Origin of the sequence: Actinomadura graeca (genome assembly GCF_019175365.1) — a bacterium.
GTDB classification, from domain to species: Bacteria; Actinomycetota; Actinomycetes; order Streptosporangiales; family Streptosporangiaceae; genus Spirillospora; species Spirillospora graeca.
Map to the genome: position 1 here is coordinate 7,211,514 of NZ_CP059572.1, position 25,175 is coordinate 7,236,688.

The following is a 25,175-nucleotide window of genomic DNA, read 5'->3' on the forward strand; positions in this document are numbered from 1 at the left end:
TCGGCGCGGGACGGCGGTGTGGCACGGTGGGAGCCTCTCGGCATGTCAGTGACGCCCGTCCTCGACCTGCGTGGCATCGACAAGAGCTTCGGTTCCGTCAAGGTCCTGCACGACGTCGCGTTCACCGCCTATCCGGGCGAGGTCACCGCGCTGGTCGGTGACAACGGCGCCGGCAAGACGACGCTCGTCAAGTGCATCGGCGGCATCCACCCTCCCGACTCGGGCGAGTACCGCTTCGCGGGCGCGCCCGTCCGCGTCGGCAGCCCCCGCGACGCCGCCGCCCTCGGCATCGAGGTCGTCCACCAGGACCTCGCCCTCTGCGAGAACCTCGACATCGTCGAGAACCTCTTCCTCGGCCGGGAGCGCCGCCGCGGCGTCGCCCTGGACGAGGACGCCATGGAGGAGATGGCGCGCACGGCGCTGTCCGGCCTGTCGGTCCGCACGGTGGGATCGGTCCGGCAGCGCATCTCGACGCTGTCGGGAGGGCAGCGCCAGACCGTCGCCATCGCCCGCGCCGTCCTGTGGGACAGCCGGGTCGTGGTCCTGGACGAGCCCGCCGCCGCGCTCGGCATCGCGCAGACCCAGCAGGTCCTGGAGATCGTCCGGCGGCTCGCCGACCGGGGGCTCGCCGTCGTGCTCATCTCGCACAACATGAACGACGTCTTCGCGGTCTCGGACCGGATCGCCGCGCTGTACCTCGGCCGGACGGTCGCGCAGGTCCGCACCGCCGACGTCACCCACCGGCAGGTCGTCGAACTGATCACCTCCGGCGTCAGCGGCGATCTGGGGCGGCGCCGATGATGAGGGCGGGCCCGTCCCAGGAGGAGATCAGGCGGCACAACCTCGGCACGCTGCTGCGGTTCGTCCACCTGCGCGGCCCCGCCTCCCGCGCGACGCTCGCCGAGTCCCTCGGCCTCAACCGCAGCACGATCATGGCGCTGACGTCCGACCTCACCGCCGCCGGGCTCGTCCGCGAGGAGCTGCCCCGCACGCCGGGGCGGCGCGCCGGACGGCCGTCCCTCGTCGTGCGGCCGGAGTCGACCCGCGTGTACGTGCTGGCGTTCGAGGTCGGCGTCGACCGCCTCGTGATCGCGCGGGTCGGTCTCGGCGGCGCCGTGCTGGAGCGCCGCGAGGCGTCCCGCGCCCGCGGCTCCGACCCCGCCGACCTCGTCGGCACGCTCGCCGCGGGCGCCCGGTCGCTCGTGCGCAGGGCCGAGCGGGACGCGGTGTGCGTGGGCGCGGCGCTGGGCTTCCCCGGCACCGTCCGCCGCGAGGACCACGCCGTCATGTTCGGCCCCAACCTCGACATCGGCGACCTCCCGCTCGCCGACGCGCTGTCCCGCCGCCTCGGCCTCGGCCTGCCCGTCCTGGTCGGCAACGACGCCAACCTCGGCGCCATCGCCGAGCACGAGCGCGGCGCGGGCGTCGGCTGCGACGACCTCATCTACCTGCACGGCGACGTCGGCGTCGGCGGCGGCATCATCGTCGGTGGCCGCCTCCTCGGCGGGCACGAGGGCTACGGCGGCGAGGTCGGGCACATGGTCGTCAACCCCGGCGGCCGCCCCTGCGCCTGCGGCTCCCGCGGCTGCCTGGAGGCCGAGGTGGGGGAGCGGACCCTGCTCGCCCACGCCGAGCGCGAGGAGGCCCGCGGCGAGACCGGCCGCGACGCCGTCCGCGCCGTCGTGGACGCCGCCGACCGCGGCGACATCGTCGCCCGCGAGGCCCTCCACCGCGTCGGCACCTGGCTCGGCTTCGGCGTCGCCAACCTCGTCAACGTCTTCAACCCGGGCCTCGTCGTCTTCGGCGGGACGCTCCGCGACATCTACCTCGGCGCCGCCGCGCAGGTCCGCAGCGTCCTCGCGACCGGCGCCCTCGCCGCGCCCCGCCAGAACGTCCGCCTCCGCACCGCCGCCCTCGGCGACGACACCACCCTCGCCGGCGCCGCGGAGTTCGCCTTCGCCGAGGTCCTCGCCGATCCGATCCAGGTCCTGGCCCGTCTCAGGGCCCCGGAGGACTCCACCGTCTAGCGTCCCGCCCGCGATCCCGCGGCCGGGCCCCGCGTCCCTTCACAGACGCGGGACGATCAGGTCTCCAGGGACTCTTCGGTATTACGAACAGGCGATATTCCGGCACCGCCGCGCCGCGAGCCCCGGCTAAACGAAGCTTCCGTAGGAGCCTTTGTAGAACACGAGCGGATCGCCCTCGTGCTGCTCGGCCAGGTCGTGGACGCGGGCGACGACGATGGCGTGGTCACCGGCCGTGTGCTCCTGCTCGAATCCGCATTCGATCCAGGCCAGGGCGCCTTCGATGATGGGGGCGCCGCCCGGCGACCCCGTCCAGCCGATCCCGGCGAACTTGTCGCCGCCGCTGAGCGCCAGGCGCTTGCAGATCTCCAGCTGCGGCTCGCCCAGGATGTTGACGCACAACCGCTCGGCCGCGCGCAGCCGCGGCCACGTCGTGCTCGTGTGGGCCACGCAGAACGCCACGAGAGGGGGGTCGAGGGAGACGGAGGTGAAGGAGTTGGCGGCCAGGCCCGCCGGGCGGCCGGTGCCGGGCTCGACGGCGGTGATCGCGACCACGCCGGTCGCGAACCTGCCGAGGACCGAGCGGAAACGGGCGCCGTCGACGCCGGATGCCGGTGAACCCGCCGCGCCCGGGGCCGATCCCTGCATGAGGAGATCCGTTTCCTGGCCGGGGGGTCGTGTGGCGGAGGCGGCTCCGTGACCCATGTGACCCCGTCCCTTCTCTGGCCGGACGCCTGCGTGACCCGCCGGGCACGGGCGTGCACGGCGCACATCCACTAAAGCCCGTGTTCCGCCGCGATGATTCCGATCGAGGGCGATCTCGGTCAAAGGTCCCGGTGGGAGTCGGTCCCGGGGCGGAAGCGGGACGGCCGGATCACCTCGGTTCAGCGCACCGGCCTTGCGGGCAGTCCTCCCGGCTGGCCGGGAGCGCGGACGGCGGTCAGCGCCGGGGACGCGGCGTGGACCGCGCTGTAGGGGTTGAGGAGCGCCGTCGAGGTCAGGCCGTCCAGGACGAGGCGGCCCGTGCGGGCGAGGTGGCGGCGGGAGCGGGCGGACAGCCGCGGGCCCTCCTGGAGGGCGAGCCAGGCGATCCAGCCGACTCCGACGACGGCCCAGTACGAGACGAGCCGGTACAGTCCCACGGCGGCGGCCGCGGGGGACAGGGTCGCGCCGAATGCGACCAGGGAGGCGGCCATGCTGCTCTCGATCGCGCCGAGCCCGCCGGGCAGCAGCGGCAGGACGCTGCCCGCCGCCTGCGCCGCGAAGTAGGCGAGGGTGACGCCGTGCGGGCCCACGTCGATGCCGACCGCCCGTGCCGCGGCGAGCAGCGCCAGGATGTCGAACAGCCAGTTCAGGGTGGCCAGGACCACCAGTGCGGCCCAGTCGCGGGCCGTCGGGCGCAGCACGTCCCGGATCCCGGCGACGCGCTCGGCGTGCGGCGCGATCCGGGGATGGGCGAGCGCGATCCGGTACAGGCGCCGCAGCGGTGCCGTGACCACCGCGCGCAGCGGCCGCCACCGCAGCGCGGGCACCAGCAGCAGGACGAACGCCGCCGGGACCGCCAGCGTTGTCATCGCCAGCTCGCGGGCGTGCGGATCGGCCATCAGGGCGGCCAGCCCGATCACCGTGTAGGCGGTCGTGGTGATCACGCCGCCGGCCAGGATCACGGCGGTCGCCAGCTGCGCGGATGCGCCCTTCCGGCGGAACTGCCGGAAGGTGTAGACGACGCTCACCGCGGGGCCCGCGGGCAGCGTGGTGGACAGGGCGTTGCCCGCGTAGGTGATCGCGAACGCGCGGCGGAGGGAGATCCGCAGGCCGCCGATGCGCAGCAGGCGCCGCTGGAGCCGGGCGAAGGCGGCCATCGACCCGGCCTCGGCGAGGACGACCACGACGAGCCAGCCGGGATCGGCGCCGGTGGCGGCCGACCACATCACCCCGAGGTCGGGAAGCTGATCATGAACGAACGGGAGGGCGGCGAAGGCGGCCAGCAGCACCGCCCACTGGAGCAGCAGACCCGCCCGGCGCCTCGGCCACGAGCGCCGCGGAGTGTGCTCGGCGGTGGCTCCGGGGGGTGTCTCCGCAGGTGGGCCGGGGCCCGGATCGGGGCCCGCTTGGGCGAAGGGCAGGTCAGGTACCGCGACTGCCTTGTACATGCCTCGGTCACCTCGCAAGTCCGCCCGCTCTGCGCAACCTACGGCGTGCCTACGACATTCCCCGTGACCGCGTCACGGAACCGCAAAGTGACTCTTGCCACTTCCGGGGCGGGCGCGGACCGCCCGCCGTGCCCCTACGGCCTGCGGGTGGGATTCACCGCGTCGGACTCGGCGGGCGGACCGGGTTCCGGCCAGGTCTCCCGCCCGTCCTCGTCGGTCGTCTGGCTCTCGTAGTCGGTGATGCCGATGCCGCCGTCCCTGTCCTCCTCCGGCTCACGGATGACGTGGTCCTCCGGCGGGTCCTGGACGTACTGCTCGGTCAGGGCGATCTCCTCCGCCTGCTCGTCGTCGCCCATGTCGTCCATGTCCTCACGGAAGTCACGGTCCTCGCCGGGCTTGCGCTCGGTCATCGGCCCTCCAGATCGGCTCGGCTGCGCTGATCGCACCGGTATCCCCGTTGCGGGCCGCCCTATGCGCCGGGGGCGAGGGGACACCGATCCATCCGTCTGGACCGTCCCAAGTCCGGCATCTCGGTGGTTACCATCCCCGCATGGGCGTACAGGCAGTGATCTTCGACTGGGGCGGCACGCTGACCCCCTGGCACGACATCGAGCTGGACGACATGTGGCGCGCGATCTGCACGGGTCACCTGCCCGCGGAGACCGTCGAGAAGGCCGCCGCCGCGCTCGCCGGCGCGGAGCTGGAGCTGTGGCGCCGGGGCACCGAGGAGCACCGCAGCGCCACGATGGACGAGCTGTTCGAGATCGCGGGCGTCGAGCCCACCGAGGCCCTCCTGGACACCCACTTCGAGGCGTGGACGCCGCACACCCACACCCACCCCGCCGTCCCCGGCCTGTTCCGCACGCTCCGGGGCCGCGGCATCAAGATCGGTGTCCTGTCGAACACGATGTGCACCCGCGCCTGGCACGAGCGCGTCTTCGCCCGTGACGATGTCCTCGACCTGCTCGACGGCGCCGTCTACTCCAGCGAGATCCCCTGGACCAAGCCCCATGCCGAGGCGTTCCGCACCGCCATGGACGCGGTCGGCGCCACCGACCCCGCGTCCTGCGTGTTCGTGGGCGACCGCCCCTACGACGACATCCACGGCGCCAAGGCGGCGGGCCTGCGCGCGGTCCAGATCTGGCACCAGACCACCCTCGCTTTCTCCAGGCCGGGCCTCACGCCCCCCGACGCCGTCATCCACGACCTGGGGGAGCTCCTCCCGCACATCGAGCGGTGGGCGGCCGCGTGAAGGACCCGTCGCTCTAGCCCTTCGTCGCGACGATCAGGTCGCGGGTGATGGCCTGGTCGACGCGGTGCCGGAAGCCCCGGTAGGCGTCGGAGTCCCGCACGGTGAAGCCGCTGGACGCGAGGATCTCCGCCAGTTCCTCACGGCGTCCGCCGAAGGTGTTCCAGGAGATGCCGATGGCGCCGCCGGGGCGTAGCAGGCCGGCCCACTCCGGGACCGCCGCCGCCAGCAGCTCAACCGGGCTGCGCGACAGCTCCGGCCTGCCCTTGCGGCCCGGCTGGGCGCCCTTGGAACGGCTGCCGTGCTGCACCCCGTACGGCGCGTCCGTCACGATCAGGTCGAACGAGCGGGGGCGGAAGAACCGCCCGGCGCCGAGCGAGTCGGCGTTCACGACGGTGATCTCCATCGTCTCGCCGTCCTTGTAGCGCTCCTTGGACGCGCCGAACGTGACGTGCAGGCGGCGTCCGAGGACGGCCTTCTCCCGCCGGACGTTGGCGATCTCCGCCTGGTGCTTGACGCGGTTGTTCTTCAGCCAGGTCTTGATGAACGCCGCGTAGGCGTCGAAGTCCTTGCGGTCGATGTCGATCCCGGCCGCGTCCAGGCCGTACATCATCGCCTGGTTCAGCGTGGTCCCGCGGCCGCACATGGGATCGAGGACGCGGGGCCGCCCGGTGACCAGGTCCAGGGGCGCGTCGGTCGCCATGGCGGTCACGTTGAGCAGCAGCTTGGTGAAGTACTCGTTGGTCTTGCCGGAGTACTTCTGGATGGTGAGGAGGTCGCTGCCGAACACGTCGAGGGGGGCGAGCGTCACGGGGCGGAGGAGGCCGCCCTCGATCTCGAACAGCGCGTAGAGGGACGAGAGGTTGGACAGGAGGCGGACATCGGTCTCCGACAGGCCGTCCGCCGAGAACGTGACATAGGGGACGCCGCCGATCACGGTCTCCGCGATGTCGCGGACGCGCCCGCCGAGCGCCCGCTCGCCGAAGACCGACAGCTCCGCCCTCACCATCCCTGCCGCGGCCTGGGCGTAGACCCGGTTGTGCGAGGGGGAGACGAGGAGGCCGTACGCGGTCATTCGGCCGACATTAGCAGCGTCCGGGGAACGTTCGAGGAGGCCGCCGGGGAAGTCCCGGGCGGCCTCCTGCGGCCCTTGGGCGGGCCGCTCCCTTCGGGTCAGCCCGCCCGGACGGGACGTCTCTTCGTCCCGCGGGCGTTCCGCCTGTCGTTCGTCTTGTGCTTCGGCTCCGCGGCGGCGCGCGGTTCCTGCCCGTCCGGCTCCTCCTGTGCGGCCTGCTGGTCCGGCGTGGACTTCCGGCCCGGGGCGGCGGGCAACGCGGCGGGTGCGGCCGGCGCCTCGATCGCGGGGAGGTCCGGAAGGTGCCGCGCGGCGGCGTTCAGAAGGTCGCGGACGCGGTCGGTGAGGCTGGCGAGCTCGGCGCGCGCGACGGCGGCGTCGTCCTTGGCCCGGCGCGCCTGGCGGCGGGCCTCGTCGCGCTCGCCGGCGAGCTGCGTCAGCTGTGCGTGGTAGGCGGCACGGAGCTCGTCCAAGGCGGTGCACCCGCCTGTCCCGTTCCCGTGCGGGGTGATGGTCATGCCGGTCTGGGCTCCTCCCCCGAGTGATCCAGTACAAAAAGGACCAACGCGTACACGAAGCCCGTTCGTTCCCCGGAGTGCGGAAGATCACTCACCCGGTTCGGGACGCGGCGGCAGCGCGGCGGACGGCAGCCCGGGGAACGCCGCCGCCGGGGCCGGCGCGCCCGCCGCCTGCCGCCACCGCGCCGCGCGGGCCATCGCGTTCTGTGCGCCGTCGGCCGCGAGATACCGCAGGTCGGGGGAGGACGCCCCGGCCAGGCCGACGTAGGCCGAGCCCACCGACTCCTCCAGCGCCGCCGCGAGCTGGGCGGCCGCGCGCGGGGAGGCCGTGCTCCCCGGCAGCCTGTAGGCGGGCGCCGCCGCGACCGGCGGGACGGACAGGATCGCGGTCAGCCGGTCGCGCTGGGCCCGGTGCGCGTCCCAGACGGCCCTGGCGGTCTGACGCTGCGCCCCGCGAAGCCGCGCCCCGAGCACCCCGTACCCGTAGACGGCGGCGTGCTCGGCCGCCAGCGCCGCCTGCAACGCCCGCACCTCGGACTTCGGCGCGTCGCGCGGCGCCGGTTTCCTGACCGTCCCGGCATGGCCCGCCTCGCATGCGCCGATGCTCGCCAAGAGCTGGGACAGCCCGGGACCGGCCCGCCCGGTGTCCTCCCGGCGCGCCAGCGCCGCGCGCTCCTCCGCCTTCCTCAGCGCGGCCAGGATCCGCCCCGCGCCGGACGGCAGCGGTGTCGCGCGCGGGGCGGGGATGCGGCCGCCCTCGTCCGCCCGGTCGCCCGACCCGGGCACGTAGTGGCGCCGCAGCACCGCGAGGTGCTCGCGGTGGTGCGCCAGGACGGCGTCGATCCGGCGGGCGAGCGAGGCGTCCGCCCGCCGGGCCGCCTCGTAGGTCGCGACGAGGTCCTGCTCGGAGGCGATGGCGGCGGTGAGCACGGCCACGTCCCGGCGCGGGGCCGCCTCCGCGGCGCACCCGGACAGCCAGGGCAGGGCCAGCGCCGCGGCGCCGCCCAGCACCGCCCTGCGCGGAACGCGGGGGCCGGACGGGCCGGGCACCGCCCGTGACGAAGGCGGCACTGCCGGTGGCAGACGCGGAAAGGCCGCTGGCAAGGGCGTCTCCTCACCCGGAGTGTCGTGGTGGCGGCCCGCGGCGGTCCCGTCCTGGACCCGCCCATCGGGCCAGCTCAAGCATTCCATATCCGCCGCGCCGGTGAGCTGATCGAAGGACCCCTGAGGTGTCCGGCTGTCGATAGTCTTGAAGGGTCAACGGACGAGCGGTGATTTCAGCGCAGGCACCGCCCGCGCACATCCGCGGGCGGGTTTTCGCGCAGGAGCACAACAGGAGGAGGGTCCCATGAGCGTCGAGTCCCGCGGTGGCCGCGCTCAGGGGGGCCGCGGCGAGGGGACGGCGCGGCCGACCCGCGAGGCGGTCGTCGCCGAGCTGACCGGGCTGCTGGCGCCCGCCGTGGCCGAGGCCGGCTTCGAGCTGGAGGAGATCGACGTCCGCCCCGCCGGCCGGCGCCGCCTGGTCAAGATCGTCGTGGACGGTGACGGCGGTGTCGGGCTGGACGACATCGCGAAGGTCAGCGAGGCCGCCTCCGCGCTGCTGGACGCCTCCGACGTGATGGGCGCGTCGCCGTACGTGCTCGAGGTGACCTCGCCGGGGGTCGACCGCCCCCTCACCGAGGCGCGCCACTGGCGCCGCGCCGTGGGCCGGCTGGTCGCCGTCCCGCTGACCGCGGGCGGCCAGGTCGAGGGCCGCGTGGTGGCGGCCGACGACGAGACCGTCGAGATCGAGGTCGCCGGGGCGCGCCGGGGCAAGGGGGCCGGTGGCCGGGGCGGCAGGTCCGCCGGGCCGGGGACCGCCGCGCCGGAGGCCGGGCGGCGCCGGTTCGCCCTCGCCGAGCTGGGACGCGGCCGGGTGCAGGTGGAGTTCAAGGCTCCCGCGGGCAGTTCCAGGGGGAACGGCGCGGCCGAGGAAACGCGTTCTCCGGCTCAGCCGGACTAGAGGGGGGACACCTCGTGGACATCGACATGACCGCCTTGCGCGGCCTGGAGAGCGAGAAGGACATCTCGCTCGACGTGGCCGTCAAGGCCATCGAAGACGCCCTGCTGATCGCCTACCACCGGACGGAGGGCGCGGCGCCCAAGGCCCGCGTCGAGCTGGACCGGCAGAGCGGGCACGTCACCGTGTGGGCGACCGAGACCGACGAGGAGGGCACGGCCCTCCGGGAGTACGACGACACCCCGACCGGCTTCGGGCGCATCGCGGCGACCACCGCCAAGCAGGTGATCCTGCAGCGGCTGCGCGACGCCGAAGACGAGCTGACGTTCGGCGAGTACGCCGGCCGCGAGGGCGACATCGTCAGCGGCATCATCCAGCAGGGCAAGGACCCGCGGAACGTGCTGGTCGACCTCGGCAAGATCGAGGCCGTCCTGCCGCCGCAGGAGCAGGTGCCCGGCGAGCGGTACGAGCACGGCGAGCGTCTGCGCGCCTACGTGGTCCAGGTCCGCAAGGGGCACCGGGGCCCGTCGGTGCAGCTGTCGCGGACGCACCCGAACCTCGTCCGCAAGCTGTTCGCGCTGGAGGTCCCCGAGATCGCCGACGGCACCGTGGAGATCGCCGCCATCGCCCGCGAGGCCGGCCACCGCACCAAGATCGCGGTGCGGTCGCGGAAGGCGGGCGTGAACGCCAAGGGCGCCTGCATCGGCCCGCTGGGCAGCCGCGTCCGCAACGTGATGGCGGAGCTGCACGGCGAGAAGATCGACATCGTGGACTGGTCGGAGGACCCGGCCGAGTTCGTCGGGAACGCGCTGTCGCCCGCGCGGGTGTCGGCCGTCGAGGTCGTGGACGCCGACGGCCGGGTCGCCCGGGTGATCGTGCCCGACTACCAGCTGTCCCTCGCGATCGGCAAGGAGGGGCAGAACGCCCGCCTCGCCGCCCGGCTCACCGGCTGGCGGATCGACATCCGGTCCGACACCGAACCGGCGGACGCCTCCGGCGCCGCCCGCGCCGCGGCGCCGCGGCGCCCGGGGCCGGAAACGGCCGCGCCGTCGCGGGGGGAGGGTGCCCCGAGTAGGGACGAGTCCGGCGAATCCGGATCTTCCGGGCCAGGAGAGCATGCGACAGGTCCCGCCGACGCCTCGGCGCGGTAGACTCGTGACACGTGGCCGGGTGGCTCCACGACGCATGTGCGTGGGCTGTCGGGTTCGCACGGTCAAGTCCGACTTGCTACGCCTGGTGGTGGTCGAGGACGTCCTCGTCCCCGATCCCCGCGGGCGGCTGCCGGGCCGGGGCGCCCATGTGCACCCCGACCTGGCCTGTTTCGAGCTCGCAGAGCGTCGTCGGGCGTTCCCTCGGGCGTTCCGCCTGCCGGGGCCGCTCGACTCAGGTGTGCTGCGGGCGAGGCTTGCGGAGCAGGCGGTGCAGCAGCAGGATGACCGAAGGTAAGCGACGTCTAGTCGGAAGCAGGTCGAGATTGCTATGAGCGCTCGATGAGCACGCCGCGATGAGTACGGCAAGTTAGCGACGGTCCGGAGGCCGCACCCCCGGACCGAGTTAGGGAGTGCAGTGGCCAAGGTCCGGGTTTACGAACTCGCCAAGGAGTTCGGTGTCGAGAGCAAGGTCGTCATGGCCAAGCTCCAGGAAATGGGCGAGTTCGTACGTTCGGCGTCTTCAACGATAGAGGCGCCGGTCGTTCGCAGGCTTACCGAAGCCTTTTCCAATTCTTCGTCCTCCAAGCAGGGGGACAGGCGCGGCGGGCAGAAGAGGCCCTCGGGTCCGCGCCCCTCCGGTCCGCGCCCGGGTCCGCCCGGTGGCGCGCCCGGCAACACCTCCGACGGGCACGGCGCCCGCCCGCAGGGTCCTCAGGCCCCGCGTCCCGCGGCGCCGCGCCCGCCCGCGCCGCCCAAGCCGGGTCCCGGTGGTCCCGCGGGCGGCGGCGGTCCCGCGGGCGGTGGCCCGAAGCCGGGCCCGCGCCCGCCCGTCCCGCCGGCGCCGAGCACGCCGGTGAACGCGCCCGCCGCGCAGGCGCCGAGCGCCCCGCCCGCGGCCGGTCCGTCCGGCGGGGGCAGGGGCCCCGGCGCCGGAGCCGGCCCGAAGCCGGGCCCCCGCGCGCCCAAGCCGGGCCCGCGTCCCGGCCCGCGCCAGGGTGGCGGCGGAGGCGGGGGCGGCGGCAGGCCGCGCCCCGGCAACAACCCGTTCAGCTCGACCAACACCGGCATGGGCCAGTCGCCCAAGCCGGGTCCGCGTCCCGGCCCGCGCCCGGGCGGCGACCGTCCCGAGCGTGACGACCGTCCCCGCGGCGGCGACCGTCCCGGCGGGCCGCGTCCCGCGGGCGGCCGTCCCGGCGGCGGCCCCGGAGCGGGCGGCCCCCGTCCCAACCCCGGCGGCATGCCGCCCCGGCCGGGCGGCCCGCGGCCGAGCCCGATGAACATGCCCTCCTCGCGGCCCGCGGGCGCCCCCGGGCGCGGCGGTCCCGGTGGCGGCGGTGGCGGTGGACGCGGCCCTGGTGGCGGTGGACGCGGTCCCGGTGGCGGCGGACGCGGCCCTGGTGGCGGCGGCCGTCCCGGCGGTGGCGGCTTCGGCGGCCCCCGCGCCGGTGCGGGCGGTGGTGGCGGCGGCCGTCCGGGTGGCGGCTTCGGCCCCCGTCCCGGTGGCGGCGGACGCGGCCGGGGCGGCACGCAGGGCGCCTTCGGACGTCCCGGCGGGCGCCCCGCGCGCGGACGCAAGTCGAAGCGGGCACGCCGCCAGGAGTTCGAGAACATGCAGGCACCCGCCGTCGGCGGCGTGCAGGCACCGCGCGGCAACGGCCGGACCATCCGGCTGCCCCAGGGCGCGTCCCTGACCGACTTCGCCGAGAAGATCGGCGCCAACCCGGCGTCGCTCGTCGCGATCATGATGCACCTCGGCAAGATGGTCACCGCGACCCAGTCGGTGGACCCCGACGACCTCCAGGCCCTCGGGCTGGAGCTGGACTTCGACGTCCAGGTCGTCAGCCCCGAGGACGAGGACCGCGAGCTGCTGGAGTCCTTCGACATCGAGTACGGCGAGGACGAGGGCGGCGAGGAGCACCTGCAGTCCCGTCCGCCGGTGGTCACCGTCATGGGCCACGTCGACCACGGCAAGACCAAGCTTCTGGACGCCATCCGGAAGGCCAACGTGCAGGCGGGCGAGGCCGGCGGCATCACCCAGCACATCGGCGCCTACCAGGTCGAGACCGAGGTCGACGGCGAGGACCGCAAGATCACCTTCATCGACACCCCGGGCCACGAGGCGTTCACCGCCATGCGCGCCCGCGGTGCCGACACCACCGACCTGGTGGTGCTGGTGGTCGCCGCGGACGACGGCGTCAAGCCGCAGACCACCGAGGCGATCGACCACGCCACCGCGGCCGGGGTCCCGATCGTCGTCGCGGTCAACAAGATCGACGTCGAGGGCGCCGACCCGAACCGGGTCCGGGCGCAGCTCACCGAGTACGGCCTGGTCGCCGAGGAGTTCGGCGGCCAGACGCAGTTCGTCGACGTGTCCGCCCGCGAGGGCATCAACATCGACGGCCTGCTGGAGGCGGTCATCCTGACCGCCGACGCCGAGCTCGACCTGAAGGCCAACCCCGACATGCCCGCCCAGGGCTCGGCCATCGAGGCCAACCTGGACAAGGGGCGGGGCGCCGTGGCGACCGTGCTGGTCCAGCGCGGCACCCTGCGGGTCGGCGACTCGATCGTCTGCGGCGTGGCCCACGGCCGCGTCCGCGCGATGCTCGACGAGAACGGCCACAACGTCGAGGAGGCGGGCCCGTCCCGTCCGGTGCTGGTGCTCGGCCTCGCCGCCGTGCCCGGCGCGGGCGACAACTTCCTCGTCGTCGAGGACGACCGGATCGCCCGGCAGATCGCCGACAAGCGGGTGGCGCGCAAGCGCAACGCCGAACTGCTCAAGAGCCGCAAGAGCAGCTCCCTGGAAGAGCTGTTCAAGGACCTGGAGCGGGGCGAGCGGCAGGAACTGCTGCTCATCCTCAAGGGCGACGTGTCCGGTTCGGTGGAGGCCCTGGAGGACTCCCTGCTCAAGATCGACGTGGGCGAGGAGGTCAACCTGCGGATCATCCGGCGCGGTGTCGGCGCGATCACGCAGGACGACGTCAACCTCTCGCTGGCGTCCGAGGGCGCGGTCATCATCGGCTTCAACGTGCGGCCCGAGCGCAACGCGCAGGAGCTGGCCGACCGCGAGGGCGTCGACATCCGCTACTACTCGATCATCTACCAGGCGATCGAGGAGATCGAGGCGGCCCTCAAGGGCATGCTCAAGCCGGAGTTCGAGGAGGCCCAGCTCGGCACCGCGGAGGTCCGCGAGATCTTCAAGGTGCCGCGGATCGGCAACGTCGCCGGCTCGATGGTCACCTCCGGGATCATCCAGCGCAACGCCAAGGCCCGGCTCGTCCGCGACGGCGTCGTGGTGTCGGACAACCTCACGGTGTCGTCGCTGCGGCGGTTCAAGGACGACGCGACCGAGGTCCGTGAGGGCTTCGAGTGCGGTATCGGCGTCGGCTACAGCGACATCAAGCTCGGTGACGTCATCGAGTGCTACGAGATGCGCGAGAAGCCCCGCGACTGAGGCGCCGGCCCGGCCGCGCGGCCGTCCTGCGGGACGCGCCGCGCGGCCGGGCCGTCCCGGCGACCGGACGATCGACCGGGGCCGAATGATCGACTGATCGGTGCCCCGACGCCAGGCGGATCTTCTAGCCTGGCGTCCGTCATGTTCCGGCCCGGCCGCCGGCGGAGGCGGATCCGGGAACACGGCGGCGGTCCGCCGTCGTTCTGACTATGCGATCCCGAGGTGATCGACCACGTGTACGTGGGTGCTCTGACGCTCGACCTGCTGCTCGGCGACGTCCGGTCGCTGAAGCAGAAGAGGTCCGTCCTGCGGCCCGTCATCGCGGAGGTGCACAGGCGCTTCCCGGCGGTGGCCGTCGCGGAGACGGGCGACAACGACCTGCATCGCAGGGCGGAACTGGGTGTGGCGGTGGTCTCGGCCACCGCGGCCAACTGCACCCGGGTGCTCGACCAGTGCGAACGGCTCGTGGCGGGGCGGCCGGAGATCGAGGTGCTGTCGGCCAGGCAGCGTCTCTTCAACGACGACGACTGAGCTCGTCGCGACGAGTACGGAAAGGGAGTGCGATCATGGTGGACGCAGCTCGGGCGCGCAAACTCGCCGACCGCATCCAGCAGATCGTGGCGGAGATGCTGGAACGCCGGATCAAGGATCCCCGGCTCGGGTTCGTCACCGTGACGGACACCCGCATCACCAACGACCTGCGCGACGCCACCGTCTACTACACGGTGTACGGCTCGGACGGGGAGCGCGCGGAGACGGCCGCCGCCCTGGAGAGCGCCAAGGGCGTCATCCGCACGGAGGTGGGCCGCAAGACCGGTGTCCGGCACACGCCCAGCCTCACCTTCGTCATGGACTCCCTGATGGAGAACGCCGCGCACATCGACGACCTGCTGGCGCAGGCCCGCGCGAGGGACGCCGAGGTCGCCAGGGCGGCCCAGGGCGCGTCCCCCGCCGGCGACGCCAATCCCTACCGCGAGCCCGGCGAGCCCGAGGGCGACGACGAGGACGCGGACGACGACGACTTCGACGGCCGCGACACGGCGGGGGGCGGCGAGGACGGCCGATCGGGACGCCCGGCATCGTGAGCGGGCCCGAGGGTCGCGCGGAGATGCCGGGTGCGGGGTGGACGCGGCGCTGCTCGGCGCACGACGGGGGCGGTCACGCCGCGGGCGGTCACGACGTCGTCCCGCGCACGGGCCCCGGCGCGGGACGGGCCGCCTCGGCGGTCCCCGCCACGCCGGTCAAGGGGCCCGCGCCGAACGGCCCGGCCGCGCTCGAGTCCGGGACGCCCGCCCTCACGGCGCCGGCGTCCCCCGCCGAGGACCTGGACTGGGAACGGGCCGTTGAGCTGATCCGGGCCGCCGACGAGGTCTGCCTCGTCTGCCACGTCGCCCCCGACGGCGACGCGCTCGGGTCGATGCTCGCGCTCGGGCAGGCCCTGCGCTCGCTCGGCAAGCGGTGCCTGGCCTCGTTCGGCGAGCCGTTCACCGTCCCGGCGATCCTGCGGTTCCTGCCGGGGCAGGAACTGCTCGTCGAACCCGACCGGATGCCCGAGGCGCCCGCGCTGCTGATCTCCCTGGACGCGGCGGGCCAGTCCCGGCTGGGCTCGCTCGCCGCCCGCGCCGGGCGGGCCGGGGCGCTGATCGTCGTCGACCACCACGCGTCCAACACCGAGTTCGGCGGGGTGCGGCTGGTCGACCCGGACGCCGCCGCCACCGCGGTCCTGGTGGAGGAGCTGATCCGGCGGCTCGGCGTCCCCTTGGACGGCGCCATCGCCGAGGGTCTGTACGCGGGCCTCGCCAGCGACACCGGCTCGTTCAAGTACCCCTGCACGACGCCCGAGGTGCACGACCTCGCGGGGCGGCTGCTGACGGCGGGCGTCCGCCCGGACGCCGTCAGCCGGGAGCTGTGGGACCGGGCGCCGTTCGGCTACCTCCAGGTCCTGGCGGGCGCGCTGGCGCGGGCCCGGCTGGAGCGGGACGCGGCCGGCGGCCACGGCCTGGTCTGGACGACGATCGCGCGCGCCGACCGGGACTGCCGGGACGTGCCCTACGACCAGCTCGAAGGCGTCATCGACCAGCTCAGGCGCACCGACGAGGCCGAGGTCGCGGTCGTGCTGAAGGAGACCGACAAGGGCGAGTGGTACGTCTCCACGCGGGCCAAGGGCTCGGTGGACGTCGGCCGCGCCTGCGTCGAGCTCGGCGGCGGCGGGCACCGCACCGCCGCCGCGTTCACCATGGGCGGTGAGCCCGCCTGGATCATCGACCGGCTGCGCGCCGCGCTGCGCGTCCCCGGCGACGGTGACGCGGACGGCGGCGAGTGACACCGACGGCGGCGTGGCACAGGCGGCAGAGTGACTTGGGCGGCAGAGTCACATCCGGCAGAGTCACATCGTGGGCAGAGCGCCTCACCCGACGGCTTCGGAGCACAGGTGGAATCGGTTGAATCGGGCCTCGTCATCGTCGACAAGCCCTCCGGCTGGACCTCGCACGACGTGGTCGGCCGCATGCGGCGGCTCGCGCGGACGCGGCGGGTCGGGCACGCCGGCACGCTCGACCCGATGGCGACGGGCGTCCTGGTGGTCGGCGTCGGGAAGGCCACCCGCCTGCTCGGCCATCTGGCGCTGACCGAGAAGGGCTACGACGCGACGATCCGCCTGGGCGAGTCGACGAACACCGACGACGCCGAGGGCGAGACCACCGCCACCGCGTCCGCCGCCGGGGTCTCCGACGCGGCGCTGGAGGCCGGGATCGCGGCGCTCACCGGGCCGATCGAGCAGATCCCGCCGCAGGTCAGCGCGATCAAGGTGAACGGCGAGCGGGCCTACAAGATGGCCCGCAAGGGCGAGGAGGTCGCGCTGCGCGCCCGTCCGGTGACCGTGCACGCGTTCACCGTGACCGGTGTGCGGCGGCACGGGGACGTGGTCGACGTGGACGCCTCCGTCGCCTGCTCGTCCGGCACCTACATCCGGGCGCTGGCCCGTGACCTCGGCGCGTCCCTCGGCTGCGGCGGGCATCTGACCGCGCTGCGCCGCACCCGCGTCGGCCCCTACGACCTGGGCATGGCCCGCACGCTGGACGAGCTGGCCGTGAAGACGGAGGTCCTGCCGATGGAGGAGGCGGTCGCGTCCGCGTTCCCGCGCCGGGACGTCTCGGACGACGACGCCCGCAGGATCGCGCACGGCGGGCGGCTCCCGGCGGCGGGACAGGGCCCGGGGCCTGTCGGCGTCTTCGCGCCCGACGGGACCCTCCTGGCGCTCGTCGAGGAGCGGGACGGGCTGGCCAGACCGCTCGCCGTCTTCGTCTCCTGAGCGGGTGGCGAGGGTCACCCTCCGGACGCCGTGCGCGTGAACCTACGGTCGCGTAACCTACTGGGTCGTAGGTTGTTCGCGTGAGGAGGCGTCCCCATGACGACCATCGAGACCGGCGAACCCCAGGCGCCGTCTCCCACCCGTCCCCGCCTTCGCGGCTGGCTCCATCTCGGCGCCTTCCCGGCGGTGCTGCTCGCCGGCCTCGTCCTGGTCGCCCTCGGCCCGACCACGCAGGCGCGGCTCGCGTCGGCGGTCTACGTGGCGACCTCGGCGATGCTGTTCGGCATCTCGGGGACCTACCACCGGCAGCGGTCGCTCCGGCTGATCGAGGTCCTGCGCCGGTTCGACCACGCCAACATCTACCTGATCATCGCCGGGACCTACACCCCCTTCGCGGTCGTGGCGCTGGACGGCGGCGCCCGCGTCTGCGTCCTGGCCATCGTGTGGACGGGGGCCGTCGCCGGTGTCGTCTTCCGGACGACCTGGATCGGCGCCCCGCGCGCGCTCTACGTGACCCTCTACATCGTCCTCGGCTGGGTCGCGGTGTTCTTCCTGCCGCATTTCCTTTCCGGGGCCGGGGTCGCCGCCTGCGTGATGGTCGCGCTCGGAGGCGTCTGCTACAGCGTCGGCGGCATCGTGTACGGGCTGCGCCGCCCGAACCCCTCGCCGCGCTGGTTCGGCTTCCACGAGGTCTTCCACGCCTGCACCCTGGCCGCCTACGTCCTCCAGTACATCGCCGTGTCGCTGGTCGTCTACCAGTCCGCCTGAGCGGCTCCCGCCCGCGCCCCGCCCGCGCCCCCGCCTGTGCCCCACCCTGGGCCGCGGCCCCCACCGCCACCCCTGGATGCGACCCCGCGCGCCCTCGCATGGCACCCTTAGACCGCAGGAGATGACCGGGTCTCACGTCCGACGCAGGGAGAGCATGGTGCGGCGCTGGAATGGCCTCGACGAGGTTCCCGCCGACTGGGGCCGTTCGGTGGTGACCATCGGGGTGTTCGATGGTGTGCACCGCGGGCACCAGCGCATCGTCGGCGCCGCCGCGGACGAGGCGCGCCGCCGCGGCCTGCGCTCGGTGGCGATCACCTTCGACCCCCACCCGGACGAGGTCGTCCGCCCCGGCACGCACCCGCCGCTGCTGGCCTCCACCCGGCGCCGGATCGAGCTGCTGGAGGGCCTCGGCACCGACGCGGTGGTGGTCGTCCCGTTCACGCTGGAGCTGTCCAAGGTGCCGCCGGAGGAGTTCGTCCAGTCGGTGCTGGTGGACCGGCTGCACGCCGCCCACGTGATCGTCGGCGAGGACTTCCGGTTCGGCCACCGCGCCAAGGGCGACGTCGCGCTGCTGCGGGACCTCGGCGAGAAGTACGACTTCACCGCCGAGGGGATGCCGCTGGTCGCCAACGGCGACACGATCTCCTCCACCTACATCCGCACGCGGCTGGAGAGCGGGGAGGTCGGGGCCGCCGCCACCGCGCTCGGCCGCCCGCACCGCGTCGAGGGCGTCGTCGTGCGCGGCCACCAGCGCGGCCGGGCGCTCGGCTTCCCCACCGCGAACCTGGAGACGCTGCCGCACACCGCGATCCCCGCGGACGGCGTGTACGCGGGCTGGCTGGTCTGCGACTCCGACCGCTACCCGGGCTTCCGCTGGCCCGCCGCCATCTCCATCGGCACCAACCCGACCTTCGAGGGCGGGGGGGAGCGGACCGTCGAGGCGTACGCGCTCGACCGCGACGACCTCGACCTCTACGGCGAGCACATGGCCGTCGACTTCGTCGCCCGAATCCGCGACACCCTGAAGTTCGACTCCGTCGAGGCGCTGATCGAGGAGATGCACCGGGACGTGGCCCGCGCTCGCGAGGTCACCGCGGACACCCGCTGACCTCTCCTGAGCGGGCATACACGGCGTGATCAGGCCGTTTCCCTACCGTGACGGGGTGGCTTTCGGGCATGGTACGGTGAATAGTCGCCGGGAAGGGCCCCGGCGCGGCTGGCTGCACCCTCATGCGGCTCGCCACTCTCTTGAACACGCACCATGCGGACCCGCGCGCCCACCGGGCCCGGGATCTGCGGGTGACGACCTCACTGAAGGAGCCACGTGTCGCTCGACACCGCTACGAAGAAGCAGATCATCGCCGAGTACGCGACCACTGAGGGTGACACCGGATCCCCGGAGGTCCAGGTCGCGCTGCTGACCCGGCGTATCAACGATCTCACCGAGCACCTCAAGGAGCACAAGCACGACCACCACAGCCGCCGCGGGCTGCTGTTGCTGGTCGGCCAGCGTCGCCGGCTCCTGAAGTACCTGAGCAACAAGGACATCAACCGCTACCGGAAGCTGATCGAGCGACTCGGTCTGCGCCGCTAGCACGGTGAGGGAGTGGCCCGGCGGGCCACTCCCTCTCTTTATGGCCGGGAGGGGCCGCGCCGGTTCACGGCGCCCCGCCCGGCCTCCCGGTGGCCCGGCCGCACGGCCCGGCCCCGGGGACAACGGCCGCCCGGCCGACCACGGCCGGGGCGGGCCGCCAAACTGGAGACAAGCCTCGCGGACACCGCTGGTGCGGGCCGGTCCTCGGTAGTGGCTTCCGGATCCGCCCGCCGCACCGGCGGGCCCCGATCCGGGTGCTTCGATCGAAGACCGGCAGCGTGACAAGCCACGGGAAACGGCCGCGGGGACCGACGAAGGAACCTTGAGGAGGTTTCCCGTGACTGAAGCCGTGCGCATCGACGGTGCGCAGAGCACCGAGGCCGTGATCGACAACGGCACGTTCGGCACCCGGACGATCAGGTTCGAGACGGGCCGGCTGGCCCGCCAGGCGGCCGGATCCGCCGTCGCCTACCTCGACGACGAGACGATGGTCCTGTCCGCGACCACCGCGTCCAAGAAGCCCAAGGACAACCTGGACTTCTTTCCGCTGACCGTGGACGTCGAGGAGCGGATGTACGCGGCCGGGCGCATCCCCGGCTCGTTCTTCCGCCGCGAGGGCCGCCCGTCCGAGGACGCGATCCTCACCTGCCGGCTGATCGACCGGCCGCTGCGCCCGTCGTTCGCCAAGGGCCTGCGCAACGAGATCCAGGTCGTCGAGACGATCATGGCCCTGCACCCCGACCACCTGTACGACGTCGTGGCGATCAACGCCGCCTCGATGTCCACCCAGCTCGCCGGGCTGCCGTTCTCCGGCCCGATCGGCGGCGTGCGCGTCGCGCTGATCGACGGGCAGTGGGTCGGTTTCCCGACGCACCCCGAGCTCGAGCGCGCCACCTTCGACATGGTCGTCGCCGGCCGGACGCTGGAGGACGGCGACGTCGCGATCATGATGGTCGAGGCCGAGTCCACCCGCGACACCCTGAAGCTCGTCGGCGAGGGCGCCGTCGCGCCCACCGAGGAGACCGTCGCGCAGGGCCTGGAGGCGGCCAAGCCGTTCATCAAGGTGCTGTGCAAGGCGCAGAGCGACCTCGCCGCGGTGGCCGCGAAGGAGACCGCCGAGTACCCGGTCTTCCTCGACTACCAGGACGACGTCCTCGACGCCGTCACCGCCGCCATCGCCAAGGACCTCGCCCAGGCGCTGACCATCGCCGGCAAGCAAGAGCGCGAGACCCGGCTGGACGAGCTGAAGGCCGGCGCCCAGGAGAGCCTCGCCGAGCAGTTCGAGGGCCGCGAGAAGGAGATCTCCGCCGCGTTCCGCGCCGTCACGAAGAAGCTCGTCCGCGAGCGCGTCATCAGCGACGGGCTGCGCATCGACGGCCGCGGGCTGAAGGACATCCGCCAGCTCACCGCCGAGGCCCACGTGATCCCCCGGGTGCACGGTTCGGCGCTGTTCGAGCGCGGCGAGACGCAGATCCTGGGCGTGACCACGCTGAACATGCTCCGTATGGAGCAGATGATCGACACGCTCAACCCCGAGCGCACCAAGCGCTACATGCACAACTACAACTTCCCGCCCTACTCCACCGGCGAGACCGGCCGGGTGGGCTCGCCGAAGCGCCGCGAGATCGGGCACGGCGCCCTCGCCGAGCGCGCGCTGATCCCGGTGCTGCCGACCCGCGAGGAGTTCCCCTACGCGATCCGGCAGGTGTCGGAGGCGCTCGGCTCCAACGGCTCCACGTCGATGGGCTCGGTCTGCGCGTCCACCATGTCGCTGCTGGACGCGGGCGTCCCGCTCAAGCAGATGGTGGCGGGCATCGCGATGGGCCTGATCCACGAGGGCGGCGAGTACGTCACGCTCACCGACATCCTCGGCGCCGAGGACGCCTTCGGCGACATGGACTTCAAGGTCGCCGGCACCCGCGACGTGATCACCGCCCTGCAGCTGGACACCAAGCTCGACGGCATCCCCGCCTCGGTGCTGGCCGCCGCGCTCAAGCAGGCCAAGGGCGCCCGGCTCGCGATCCTGGACGTCATGCAGGAGGCCATCGAGGCGCCCGCCGAGATGAGCCCGAACGCGCCGCGGATCATCACGATCAAGGTCCCGGTCGACAAGATCGGCGAGGTCATCGGCCCCAAGGGCAAGATGATCAACTCGATCCAGGACGACACCGGCGCCGACATCACGATCGAGGACGACGGCACCATCTACGTCGGCGCCACCGACGGCCCGTCCGCCGAGGCGGCGCGGCAGGCGATCAACGCCATCGCCAACCCGCACATGCCGGAGGTCGGCGAGCGGTTCCTCGGCACGGTCGTCAAGACCACCACGTTCGGCGCGTTCGTGTCGCTGCTGCCCGGCAAGGACGGCCTGCTGCACGTCTCGCAGATCCGCAAGCTGCACGGCGGCGCCCGGATCGAGAACGTCGAGGACGTCATCGGGGTCGGCGAGAAGATCCAGGTCGAGGTCACCGAGATCGACCAGCGCGGCAAGCTGTCGCTGGTGCCGGTCGAGGTCGTCGACCGCGAGTCCGCCGACCGCGCCGGGGACGCCGACGCGGGCGAGGGCCCGGCCGCCGCCGCCGGAGACGACGACGGCGGGCCCCGGGAGCGCCGCGACGACGGCGAGCGCCGCGCACCGCGCCGCCGCCGCACCCGCCGCGGCGAAGGCGACTCCGGCCAGCACAACTCCTGACCGGCCGCGATGCAGCGATCGCCGCGCCGCCCGCCGGAGAGGGGTCCAGCACCCGTCTCCGGCGGGCGGCGCGAGCGGCACGACACGTGCCCGCGGTGCCCGGCACCACCACGGATACCGCGGGCCGACATCCCCAGTCACCGCCTCAGCCGTCAACGATCGGCCACGGTGCGATCGCGTCCGAAGGCAGGTTCGAGCTTGCGAGAACCTGATCGCGAAGCGAGCCCTCCGGGGCGAGTCGAAAGCGATGCAGCGATCGCCGCAGTGTCCGTTGAAGGAGGGCGCCCGGCGCCCGACGCCGAGGACACTGCAAAGGAGCACTTTTGACCCTTCCGGCGCGGGCGCAGGAGCCCGGCACCACCACCACGATCCACACCGAGGGTGCCGGGGCGGTCCGCCGCACCGTCCTGCCCGGCGGGCTGCGCGTGATCACCGAGACGATGCCGACCGTGCGGTCCGCGGCGTTCGGCATCTGGTCGGGCGTCGGCTCCCGCGACGAGGCCGTCCCCGACGCGGGCGCCAGCCACTACCTGGAGCACGTCCTGTTCAAGGGCACCAGGACCCGGTCGGCGCTGGAGATCTCCGCGGCGGTCGACGCGGTCGGCGGCGACCTCAACGCGTTCACCGCCAAGGAGTACACCTGCTACTACGCGCGGGTGCTGGACTCCGACCTCCCCCTCGCCGTGGACATCGTGTCCGACATGGTGGCGGAGTCGGTGAACCGCCCCGAGGACGTCGAGGCCGAGCGCGGGGTGATCCTCGAAGAGATCCACATGCGCGACGACGACCCCGGCGACCTCATCCACGACGAGTTCGCCATCGCGCTGTACGGGGACACGCCGCTCGGCCGTCCCATCCTCGGCACCGTCGACTCGATCAACGCGCTGTCACGCGAGCGGATCCACGGCTACTACCGCGAGCACTACGTCCCGTCCAACCTCGTGGTGTCGGTCGCGGGCAACATCGACCACGACGAGGTCGTCCGGCTGGTGTCGCGCGCGTTCGCCGGGCACCTCACCGGTGACGCCGCTCCGGCCGCGCCGCGGCTGAACGGCGCGCCCGCGCCCGTCGACCCCCGCACCCGGGTGATCGACAAGGACACCGAGCAGGCGCACATCGTGCTCGGCGCCGCGGGGGTGAGCCGTACCGACGAGCGGCGCTTCGCGCTCGGCGTGCTGAACGCGGCGCTCGGCGGCGGCATGTCGTCCCGCCTCTTCCAGGAGGTGCGGGAGAAGCGCGGCCTCGCCTACTCCGTCTACAGCTACACCGCGCAGTACGCCGACTCCGGGATCTTCGGGGTGTACGCGGGCTGCCAGCCCGGCAAGGTCGAGGAGGTCCTGTCGATCTGCCGGGACGAGGTCGGCAAGGTCGTCGGGGAGAGCCTCACCGAGGAGGAGCTGGAGCGCGGGAAGGGCCAGCTGCGCGGCGCGATGGTCCTCGGCCTGGAGGACACCGGCTCCCGGATGAGCCGCATCGGCAAGAGCGAGCTGGTGTACGAGTCGCTGCTGCCGGTCGAGGAGGTCCTCGCGCGCATCGAGGCGGTCACGCTCGACGACGTCCGGGCCATCGCCCGTGACGTGCTGGACGCGCCCCAGGCCCTGACGGTCATCGGCCCGGTCGGCGACCGCGACTTCTCCGCCTGACGGGCGGCCCGGCATGGCGACGGGGTGGGTGTGCCACGAGCGGTACTTCTGGCACGACACCGGGACCGCGCCCCTCGGCGCGTCCGCCGATCACCTGGAGCCGCTGCGGCACCCCGACCACCCCGGCACCAAGCGGCGGTTCCGCAACCTGGTCGAGGTGAGCGGGCTGCTGGACGCGCTGGTGCCGCTGAAGCCGCGTCCGGCGACCGAGGACGAGCTGCTGCGCGTCCACACCGAGGCGCACGTGACCCGGATGCGGGAACTGTCGGAGTCCGGTGGCGGTGACGCCGGAGACGGTGGCTCGCCGTTCGGCCGCGGCTCCTACGAGATCGCGGCGCTCGCCGCAGGCGGTGTGATCACCGCGGTCGACGCCGTCCTGTCCGGGACGGTCTCCAACGCCTACGCCCTCGTCCGCCCGCCGGGGCACCACGCCCTGCCGGACAGGGGCATGGGATTCTGCATGTTCGGCAACATCGCCGTCGCCGCCGAGCACGCCCGCTCGCGCGGGGTGGGGCGGATCGCCGTCGTCGACTGGGACGTCCACCACGGCAACGGAACCCAGGCGATCTTCGAGGCGGACCCGGGGGTGCTCGCGGTCTCGCTGCACCAGGACGGGCTGTTCCCCGAGGCCGCCGGTGCCGTCACCGAGCGCGGCATCGGCGCGGGGGAGGGGTTCACGGTGAACGTCCCCCTCCCGGCGGGCTCGGGCTCGGGCGCGTACCTGGACGCGTTCGACCGTGTCGTCGAGCCCGCCGTCCGGGCGTTCCGGCCCGATCTGGTCTTCGTCGCCTCCGGCTTCGACGCGAGCGCGTTCGACCCGCTCGCCCGGATGTCGCTGCACTCCGACGCGTACCGGTGGCTGACCTCCCGCGTCCTGTCCCTGGGCGCCCCGGTCGTCGTCGCCCACGAGGGCGGCTACTCCCCGGAGTACGTCCCCTTCTGCGGCCTCGCCGTCGTCGAGACCCTCTCCGGCGTCCGCACCCCCGTCACCGACCCTTTCCTGGGCTCCCTGCTGACCGTCCCCGGCCAGGACCTCGCCGCCCACCAGCGGGAAGCGGTGGACCGCGCCGCCGCGGCCCTCGACCCGGAGGCCGTTAGACCGCGCCCATGATCGGGTATCGGCCCCAGGTGAAGATCCTTATCAGAATCGTGATCTCCGCGGTGGCGCTGTGGGTGGCGCAGGCGGTGGTGGACGGCATCGACCTCACCGCCGGGAGCACCGGCGAGCGGGCGCTGACCCTCCTCGCGGTCGGGGCCATCTTCGGTGTCGTCAACGCCGTGCTCAAACCGGTCATCAAGGTGCTCGGCTGCGCCTTCTACATCCTCACGCTCGGCCTGTTCGCCCTGCTGGTGAACGCGGCGCTGCTCATGCTGACGAGCTGGATCGCGGAGAAGCTGGACCTGCCCTTCCACGTGGACTGGTTCTGGCCCGCGTTCTGGGGCGCGATCATCATCGGCGTCGTCAGCTGGCTGCTCAACCTGTTCGTGGGCGGGGACCGCGTCGGGGACGACGCCCCCGACCGGTAGGCTCGACGCACGCCGGCAGGG

At 73.5% G+C, this 25,175-nt stretch carries 24 protein-coding genes; 18 read left to right on the forward strand and 6 right to left on the reverse strand.

Features of this window, described 5'->3' with window-relative positions:
- Window positions 1-42 precede the first annotated feature (42 nt).
- Both AGRA3207_RS32065 and AGRA3207_RS32070 read left to right on the forward strand, forming a co-directional pair.
- Window positions 43-801, forward strand: coding sequence for an ATP-binding cassette domain-containing protein (locus AGRA3207_RS32065; protein ID WP_231330863.1), 759 nt, complete (start codon window positions 43-45; stop codon window positions 799-801).
- Entirely contained in the window at window positions 801-2,027 is a 1,227-nt protein-coding gene (locus tag AGRA3207_RS32070) for an ROK family transcriptional regulator (protein ID WP_231336457.1), read from the forward strand. The genes AGRA3207_RS32065 and AGRA3207_RS32070 overlap by 1 nt, the downstream gene beginning before the upstream one ends.
- Window positions 2,028-2,153: 126 nt before the next feature.
- Here the strand turns inward: AGRA3207_RS32070 and AGRA3207_RS32075 are convergent, their stop codons facing one another.
- The 3 genes from AGRA3207_RS32075 to AGRA3207_RS32085 all read right to left on the reverse strand — a co-directional run bounded on the left by AGRA3207_RS32075 (window position 2,154) and on the right by AGRA3207_RS32085 (window position 4,587).
- Entirely contained in the window at window positions 2,154-2,672 is a 519-nt protein-coding gene (locus tag AGRA3207_RS32075; protein ID WP_231330864.1) for a flavin reductase family protein, read from the reverse strand.
- Window positions 2,673-2,908: 236 nt separating this feature from the next.
- A complete protein-coding gene (locus AGRA3207_RS32080; RefSeq protein WP_231330865.1) occupies window positions 2,909-4,177 on the reverse strand; it encodes a lysylphosphatidylglycerol synthase transmembrane domain-containing protein in 1,269 nt (422 codons plus the stop codon).
- A gap of 134 nt (window positions 4,178-4,311) precedes the next feature.
- Complete coding sequence (locus AGRA3207_RS32085; protein ID WP_231330866.1) at window positions 4,312-4,587, reverse strand: hypothetical protein; 276 nt, start codon at window positions 4,585-4,587, stop codon at window positions 4,312-4,314.
- A gap of 140 nt (window positions 4,588-4,727) precedes the next feature.
- Between AGRA3207_RS32085 and AGRA3207_RS32090 the strand changes: the two genes are divergently transcribed.
- Window positions 4,728-5,429 carry an HAD family hydrolase gene (locus AGRA3207_RS32090; protein WP_231330867.1) on the forward strand — a complete coding sequence of 234 codons (702 nt, stop codon included), beginning with the start codon at window positions 4,728-4,730 and terminating at the stop codon, window positions 5,427-5,429.
- A gap of 13 nt (window positions 5,430-5,442) precedes the next feature.
- On the opposite strand, the gene AGRA3207_RS32095 is transcribed toward AGRA3207_RS32090, so the two are convergent.
- The 3 genes from AGRA3207_RS32095 to AGRA3207_RS32105 form a co-directional block, all read right to left on the reverse strand.
- Window positions 5,443-6,501 carry a TRM11 family SAM-dependent methyltransferase gene (locus AGRA3207_RS32095; RefSeq protein ID WP_231330868.1) on the reverse strand — a complete coding sequence of 353 codons (1,059 nt, stop codon included), beginning with the start codon at window positions 6,499-6,501 and terminating at the stop codon, window positions 5,443-5,445.
- Window positions 6,502-6,599: 98 nt separating this feature from the next.
- Window positions 6,600-7,019, reverse strand: coding sequence for a hypothetical protein (locus tag AGRA3207_RS32100; RefSeq protein ID WP_231330869.1), 420 nt, complete (start codon window positions 7,017-7,019; stop codon window positions 6,600-6,602).
- An 87-nt stretch (window positions 7,020-7,106) separates the two neighbouring features.
- Window positions 7,107-8,069 (reverse strand): DUF4439 domain-containing protein, encoded by a 963-nt coding sequence (locus tag AGRA3207_RS32105; protein WP_231330870.1) that lies wholly within the window; start codon window positions 8,067-8,069, stop codon window positions 7,107-7,109.
- 298 nt (window positions 8,070-8,367) lie between these two features.
- Between AGRA3207_RS32105 and rimP the strand changes: the two genes are divergently transcribed.
- The 15 genes from rimP (at window position 8,368) to AGRA3207_RS32180 (ending at window position 25,154) form a co-directional block, all read left to right on the forward strand.
- Entirely contained in the window at window positions 8,368-9,021 is a 654-nt protein-coding gene (rimP, locus tag AGRA3207_RS32110; protein WP_231330871.1) for a ribosome maturation factor RimP, read from the forward strand.
- Between the two features lie 26 nt (window positions 9,022-9,047).
- Window positions 9,048-10,169: a transcription termination factor NusA gene (gene nusA / locus AGRA3207_RS32115; RefSeq protein ID WP_231336458.1), complete on the forward strand. Its 1,122-nt coding sequence runs from the start codon at window positions 9,048-9,050 to the stop codon at window positions 10,167-10,169.
- Window positions 10,170-10,203: 34 nt separating this feature from the next.
- The gene (locus AGRA3207_RS32120) at window positions 10,204-10,464 is read left to right on the forward strand and encodes a YlxR family protein (protein WP_231336459.1); all 261 of its coding nucleotides are present in this window, start codon (window positions 10,204-10,206) and stop codon (window positions 10,462-10,464) included.
- 120 nt (window positions 10,465-10,584) lie between these two features.
- Complete coding sequence (gene infB / locus AGRA3207_RS32125; RefSeq protein WP_231330872.1) at window positions 10,585-13,620, forward strand: translation initiation factor IF-2; 3,036 nt, start codon at window positions 10,585-10,587, stop codon at window positions 13,618-13,620.
- 222 nt (window positions 13,621-13,842) lie between these two features.
- Complete coding sequence (locus AGRA3207_RS32130; protein ID WP_231330873.1) at window positions 13,843-14,151, forward strand: DUF503 domain-containing protein; 309 nt, start codon at window positions 13,843-13,845, stop codon at window positions 14,149-14,151.
- A 35-nt stretch (window positions 14,152-14,186) separates the two neighbouring features.
- On the forward strand, window positions 14,187-14,705 hold the full coding sequence (rbfA, locus tag AGRA3207_RS32135) for a 30S ribosome-binding factor RbfA (RefSeq protein ID WP_231330874.1): 519 nt from the start codon (window positions 14,187-14,189) through the stop codon (window positions 14,703-14,705).
- A gap of 23 nt (window positions 14,706-14,728) precedes the next feature.
- Window positions 14,729-15,943, forward strand: a complete 1,215-nt coding sequence (locus tag AGRA3207_RS32140) for a DHH family phosphoesterase (protein WP_231330875.1) — start codon at window positions 14,729-14,731, stop codon at window positions 15,941-15,943.
- A 108-nt stretch (window positions 15,944-16,051) separates the two neighbouring features.
- A complete protein-coding gene (truB, locus tag AGRA3207_RS32145; protein ID WP_231330876.1) occupies window positions 16,052-16,930 on the forward strand; it encodes a tRNA pseudouridine(55) synthase TruB in 879 nt (292 codons plus the stop codon).
- Window positions 16,931-17,026: 96 nt separating this feature from the next.
- On the forward strand, window positions 17,027-17,698 hold the full coding sequence (trhA, locus tag AGRA3207_RS32150) for a PAQR family membrane homeostasis protein TrhA (protein ID WP_231330877.1): 672 nt from the start codon (window positions 17,027-17,029) through the stop codon (window positions 17,696-17,698).
- 154 nt (window positions 17,699-17,852) lie between these two features.
- Window positions 17,853-18,806, forward strand: coding sequence for a bifunctional riboflavin kinase/FAD synthetase (locus tag AGRA3207_RS32155; RefSeq protein WP_420830813.1), 954 nt, complete (start codon window positions 17,853-17,855; stop codon window positions 18,804-18,806).
- A 216-nt stretch (window positions 18,807-19,022) separates the two neighbouring features.
- Window positions 19,023-19,292 carry a 30S ribosomal protein S15 gene (gene rpsO, locus AGRA3207_RS32160; RefSeq protein ID WP_067461705.1) on the forward strand — a complete coding sequence of 90 codons (270 nt, stop codon included), beginning with the start codon at window positions 19,023-19,025 and terminating at the stop codon, window positions 19,290-19,292.
- 355 nt (window positions 19,293-19,647) lie between these two features.
- Window positions 19,648-21,984 (forward strand): polyribonucleotide nucleotidyltransferase, encoded by a 2,337-nt coding sequence (locus AGRA3207_RS32165; RefSeq protein WP_231336461.1) that lies wholly within the window; start codon window positions 19,648-19,650, stop codon window positions 21,982-21,984.
- A gap of 323 nt (window positions 21,985-22,307) precedes the next feature.
- On the forward strand, window positions 22,308-23,627 hold the full coding sequence (locus AGRA3207_RS32170) for a M16 family metallopeptidase (protein ID WP_231330878.1): 1,320 nt from the start codon (window positions 22,308-22,310) through the stop codon (window positions 23,625-23,627).
- 13 nt (window positions 23,628-23,640) lie between these two features.
- Window positions 23,641-24,738 (forward strand): class II histone deacetylase, encoded by a 1,098-nt coding sequence (locus tag AGRA3207_RS32175; protein WP_231330879.1) that lies wholly within the window; start codon window positions 23,641-23,643, stop codon window positions 24,736-24,738.
- Window positions 24,735-25,154: a phage holin family protein gene (locus AGRA3207_RS32180; protein WP_231330880.1), complete on the forward strand. Its 420-nt coding sequence runs from the start codon at window positions 24,735-24,737 to the stop codon at window positions 25,152-25,154. The genes AGRA3207_RS32175 and AGRA3207_RS32180 overlap by 4 nt, the downstream gene beginning before the upstream one ends.
- The last annotated feature ends 21 nt before the right edge of the window (window positions 25,155-25,175 follow it).

Bases quoted from the DNA above. Each gene is read 5' to 3' on its own strand.
- AGRA3207_RS32065 (WP_231330863.1), top strand. From the start codon at position 43: ATGTCAGTGACGCCCGTCCTCGACCTGCGTGGCATCGACAAGAGCTTC.
- AGRA3207_RS32070 (WP_231336457.1), top strand. From the start codon at position 801: ATGAGGGCGGGCCCGTCCCAGGAGGAGATCAGGCGGCACAACCTCGGC.
- AGRA3207_RS32075 (WP_231330864.1), bottom strand. From the start codon at position 2,672: ATGCAGGGATCGGCCCCGGGCGCGGCGGGTTCACCGGCATCCGGCGTC.
- AGRA3207_RS32080 (WP_231330865.1), bottom strand. From the start codon at position 4,177: ATGTACAAGGCAGTCGCGGTACCTGACCTGCCCTTCGCCCAAGCGGGC.
- AGRA3207_RS32085 (WP_231330866.1), bottom strand. From the start codon at position 4,587: ATGACCGAGCGCAAGCCCGGCGAGGACCGTGACTTCCGTGAGGACATG.
- AGRA3207_RS32090 (WP_231330867.1), top strand. From the start codon at position 4,728: ATGGGCGTACAGGCAGTGATCTTCGACTGGGGCGGCACGCTGACCCCC.
- AGRA3207_RS32095 (WP_231330868.1), bottom strand. From the start codon at position 6,501: ATGACCGCGTACGGCCTCCTCGTCTCCCCCTCGCACAACCGGGTCTAC.
- AGRA3207_RS32100 (WP_231330869.1), bottom strand. From the start codon at position 7,019: ATGACCATCACCCCGCACGGGAACGGGACAGGCGGGTGCACCGCCTTG.
- rimP (WP_231330871.1), top strand. From the start codon at position 8,368: ATGAGCGTCGAGTCCCGCGGTGGCCGCGCTCAGGGGGGCCGCGGCGAG.
- nusA (WP_231336458.1), top strand. From the start codon at position 9,048: ATGACCGCCTTGCGCGGCCTGGAGAGCGAGAAGGACATCTCGCTCGAC.
- AGRA3207_RS32120 (WP_231336459.1), top strand. From the start codon at position 10,204: ATGTGCGTGGGCTGTCGGGTTCGCACGGTCAAGTCCGACTTGCTACGC.
- rbfA (WP_231330874.1), top strand. From the start codon at position 14,187: ATGGTGGACGCAGCTCGGGCGCGCAAACTCGCCGACCGCATCCAGCAG.
- AGRA3207_RS32140 (WP_231330875.1), top strand. From the start codon at position 14,729: ATGCCGGGTGCGGGGTGGACGCGGCGCTGCTCGGCGCACGACGGGGGC.
- trhA (WP_231330877.1), top strand. From the start codon at position 17,027: ATGACGACCATCGAGACCGGCGAACCCCAGGCGCCGTCTCCCACCCGT.
- AGRA3207_RS32155 (WP_420830813.1), top strand. From the start codon at position 17,853: ATGGTGCGGCGCTGGAATGGCCTCGACGAGGTTCCCGCCGACTGGGGC.
- AGRA3207_RS32175 (WP_231330879.1), top strand. From the start codon at position 23,641: ATGGCGACGGGGTGGGTGTGCCACGAGCGGTACTTCTGGCACGACACC.
- AGRA3207_RS32180 (WP_231330880.1), top strand. From the start codon at position 24,735: ATGATCGGGTATCGGCCCCAGGTGAAGATCCTTATCAGAATCGTGATC.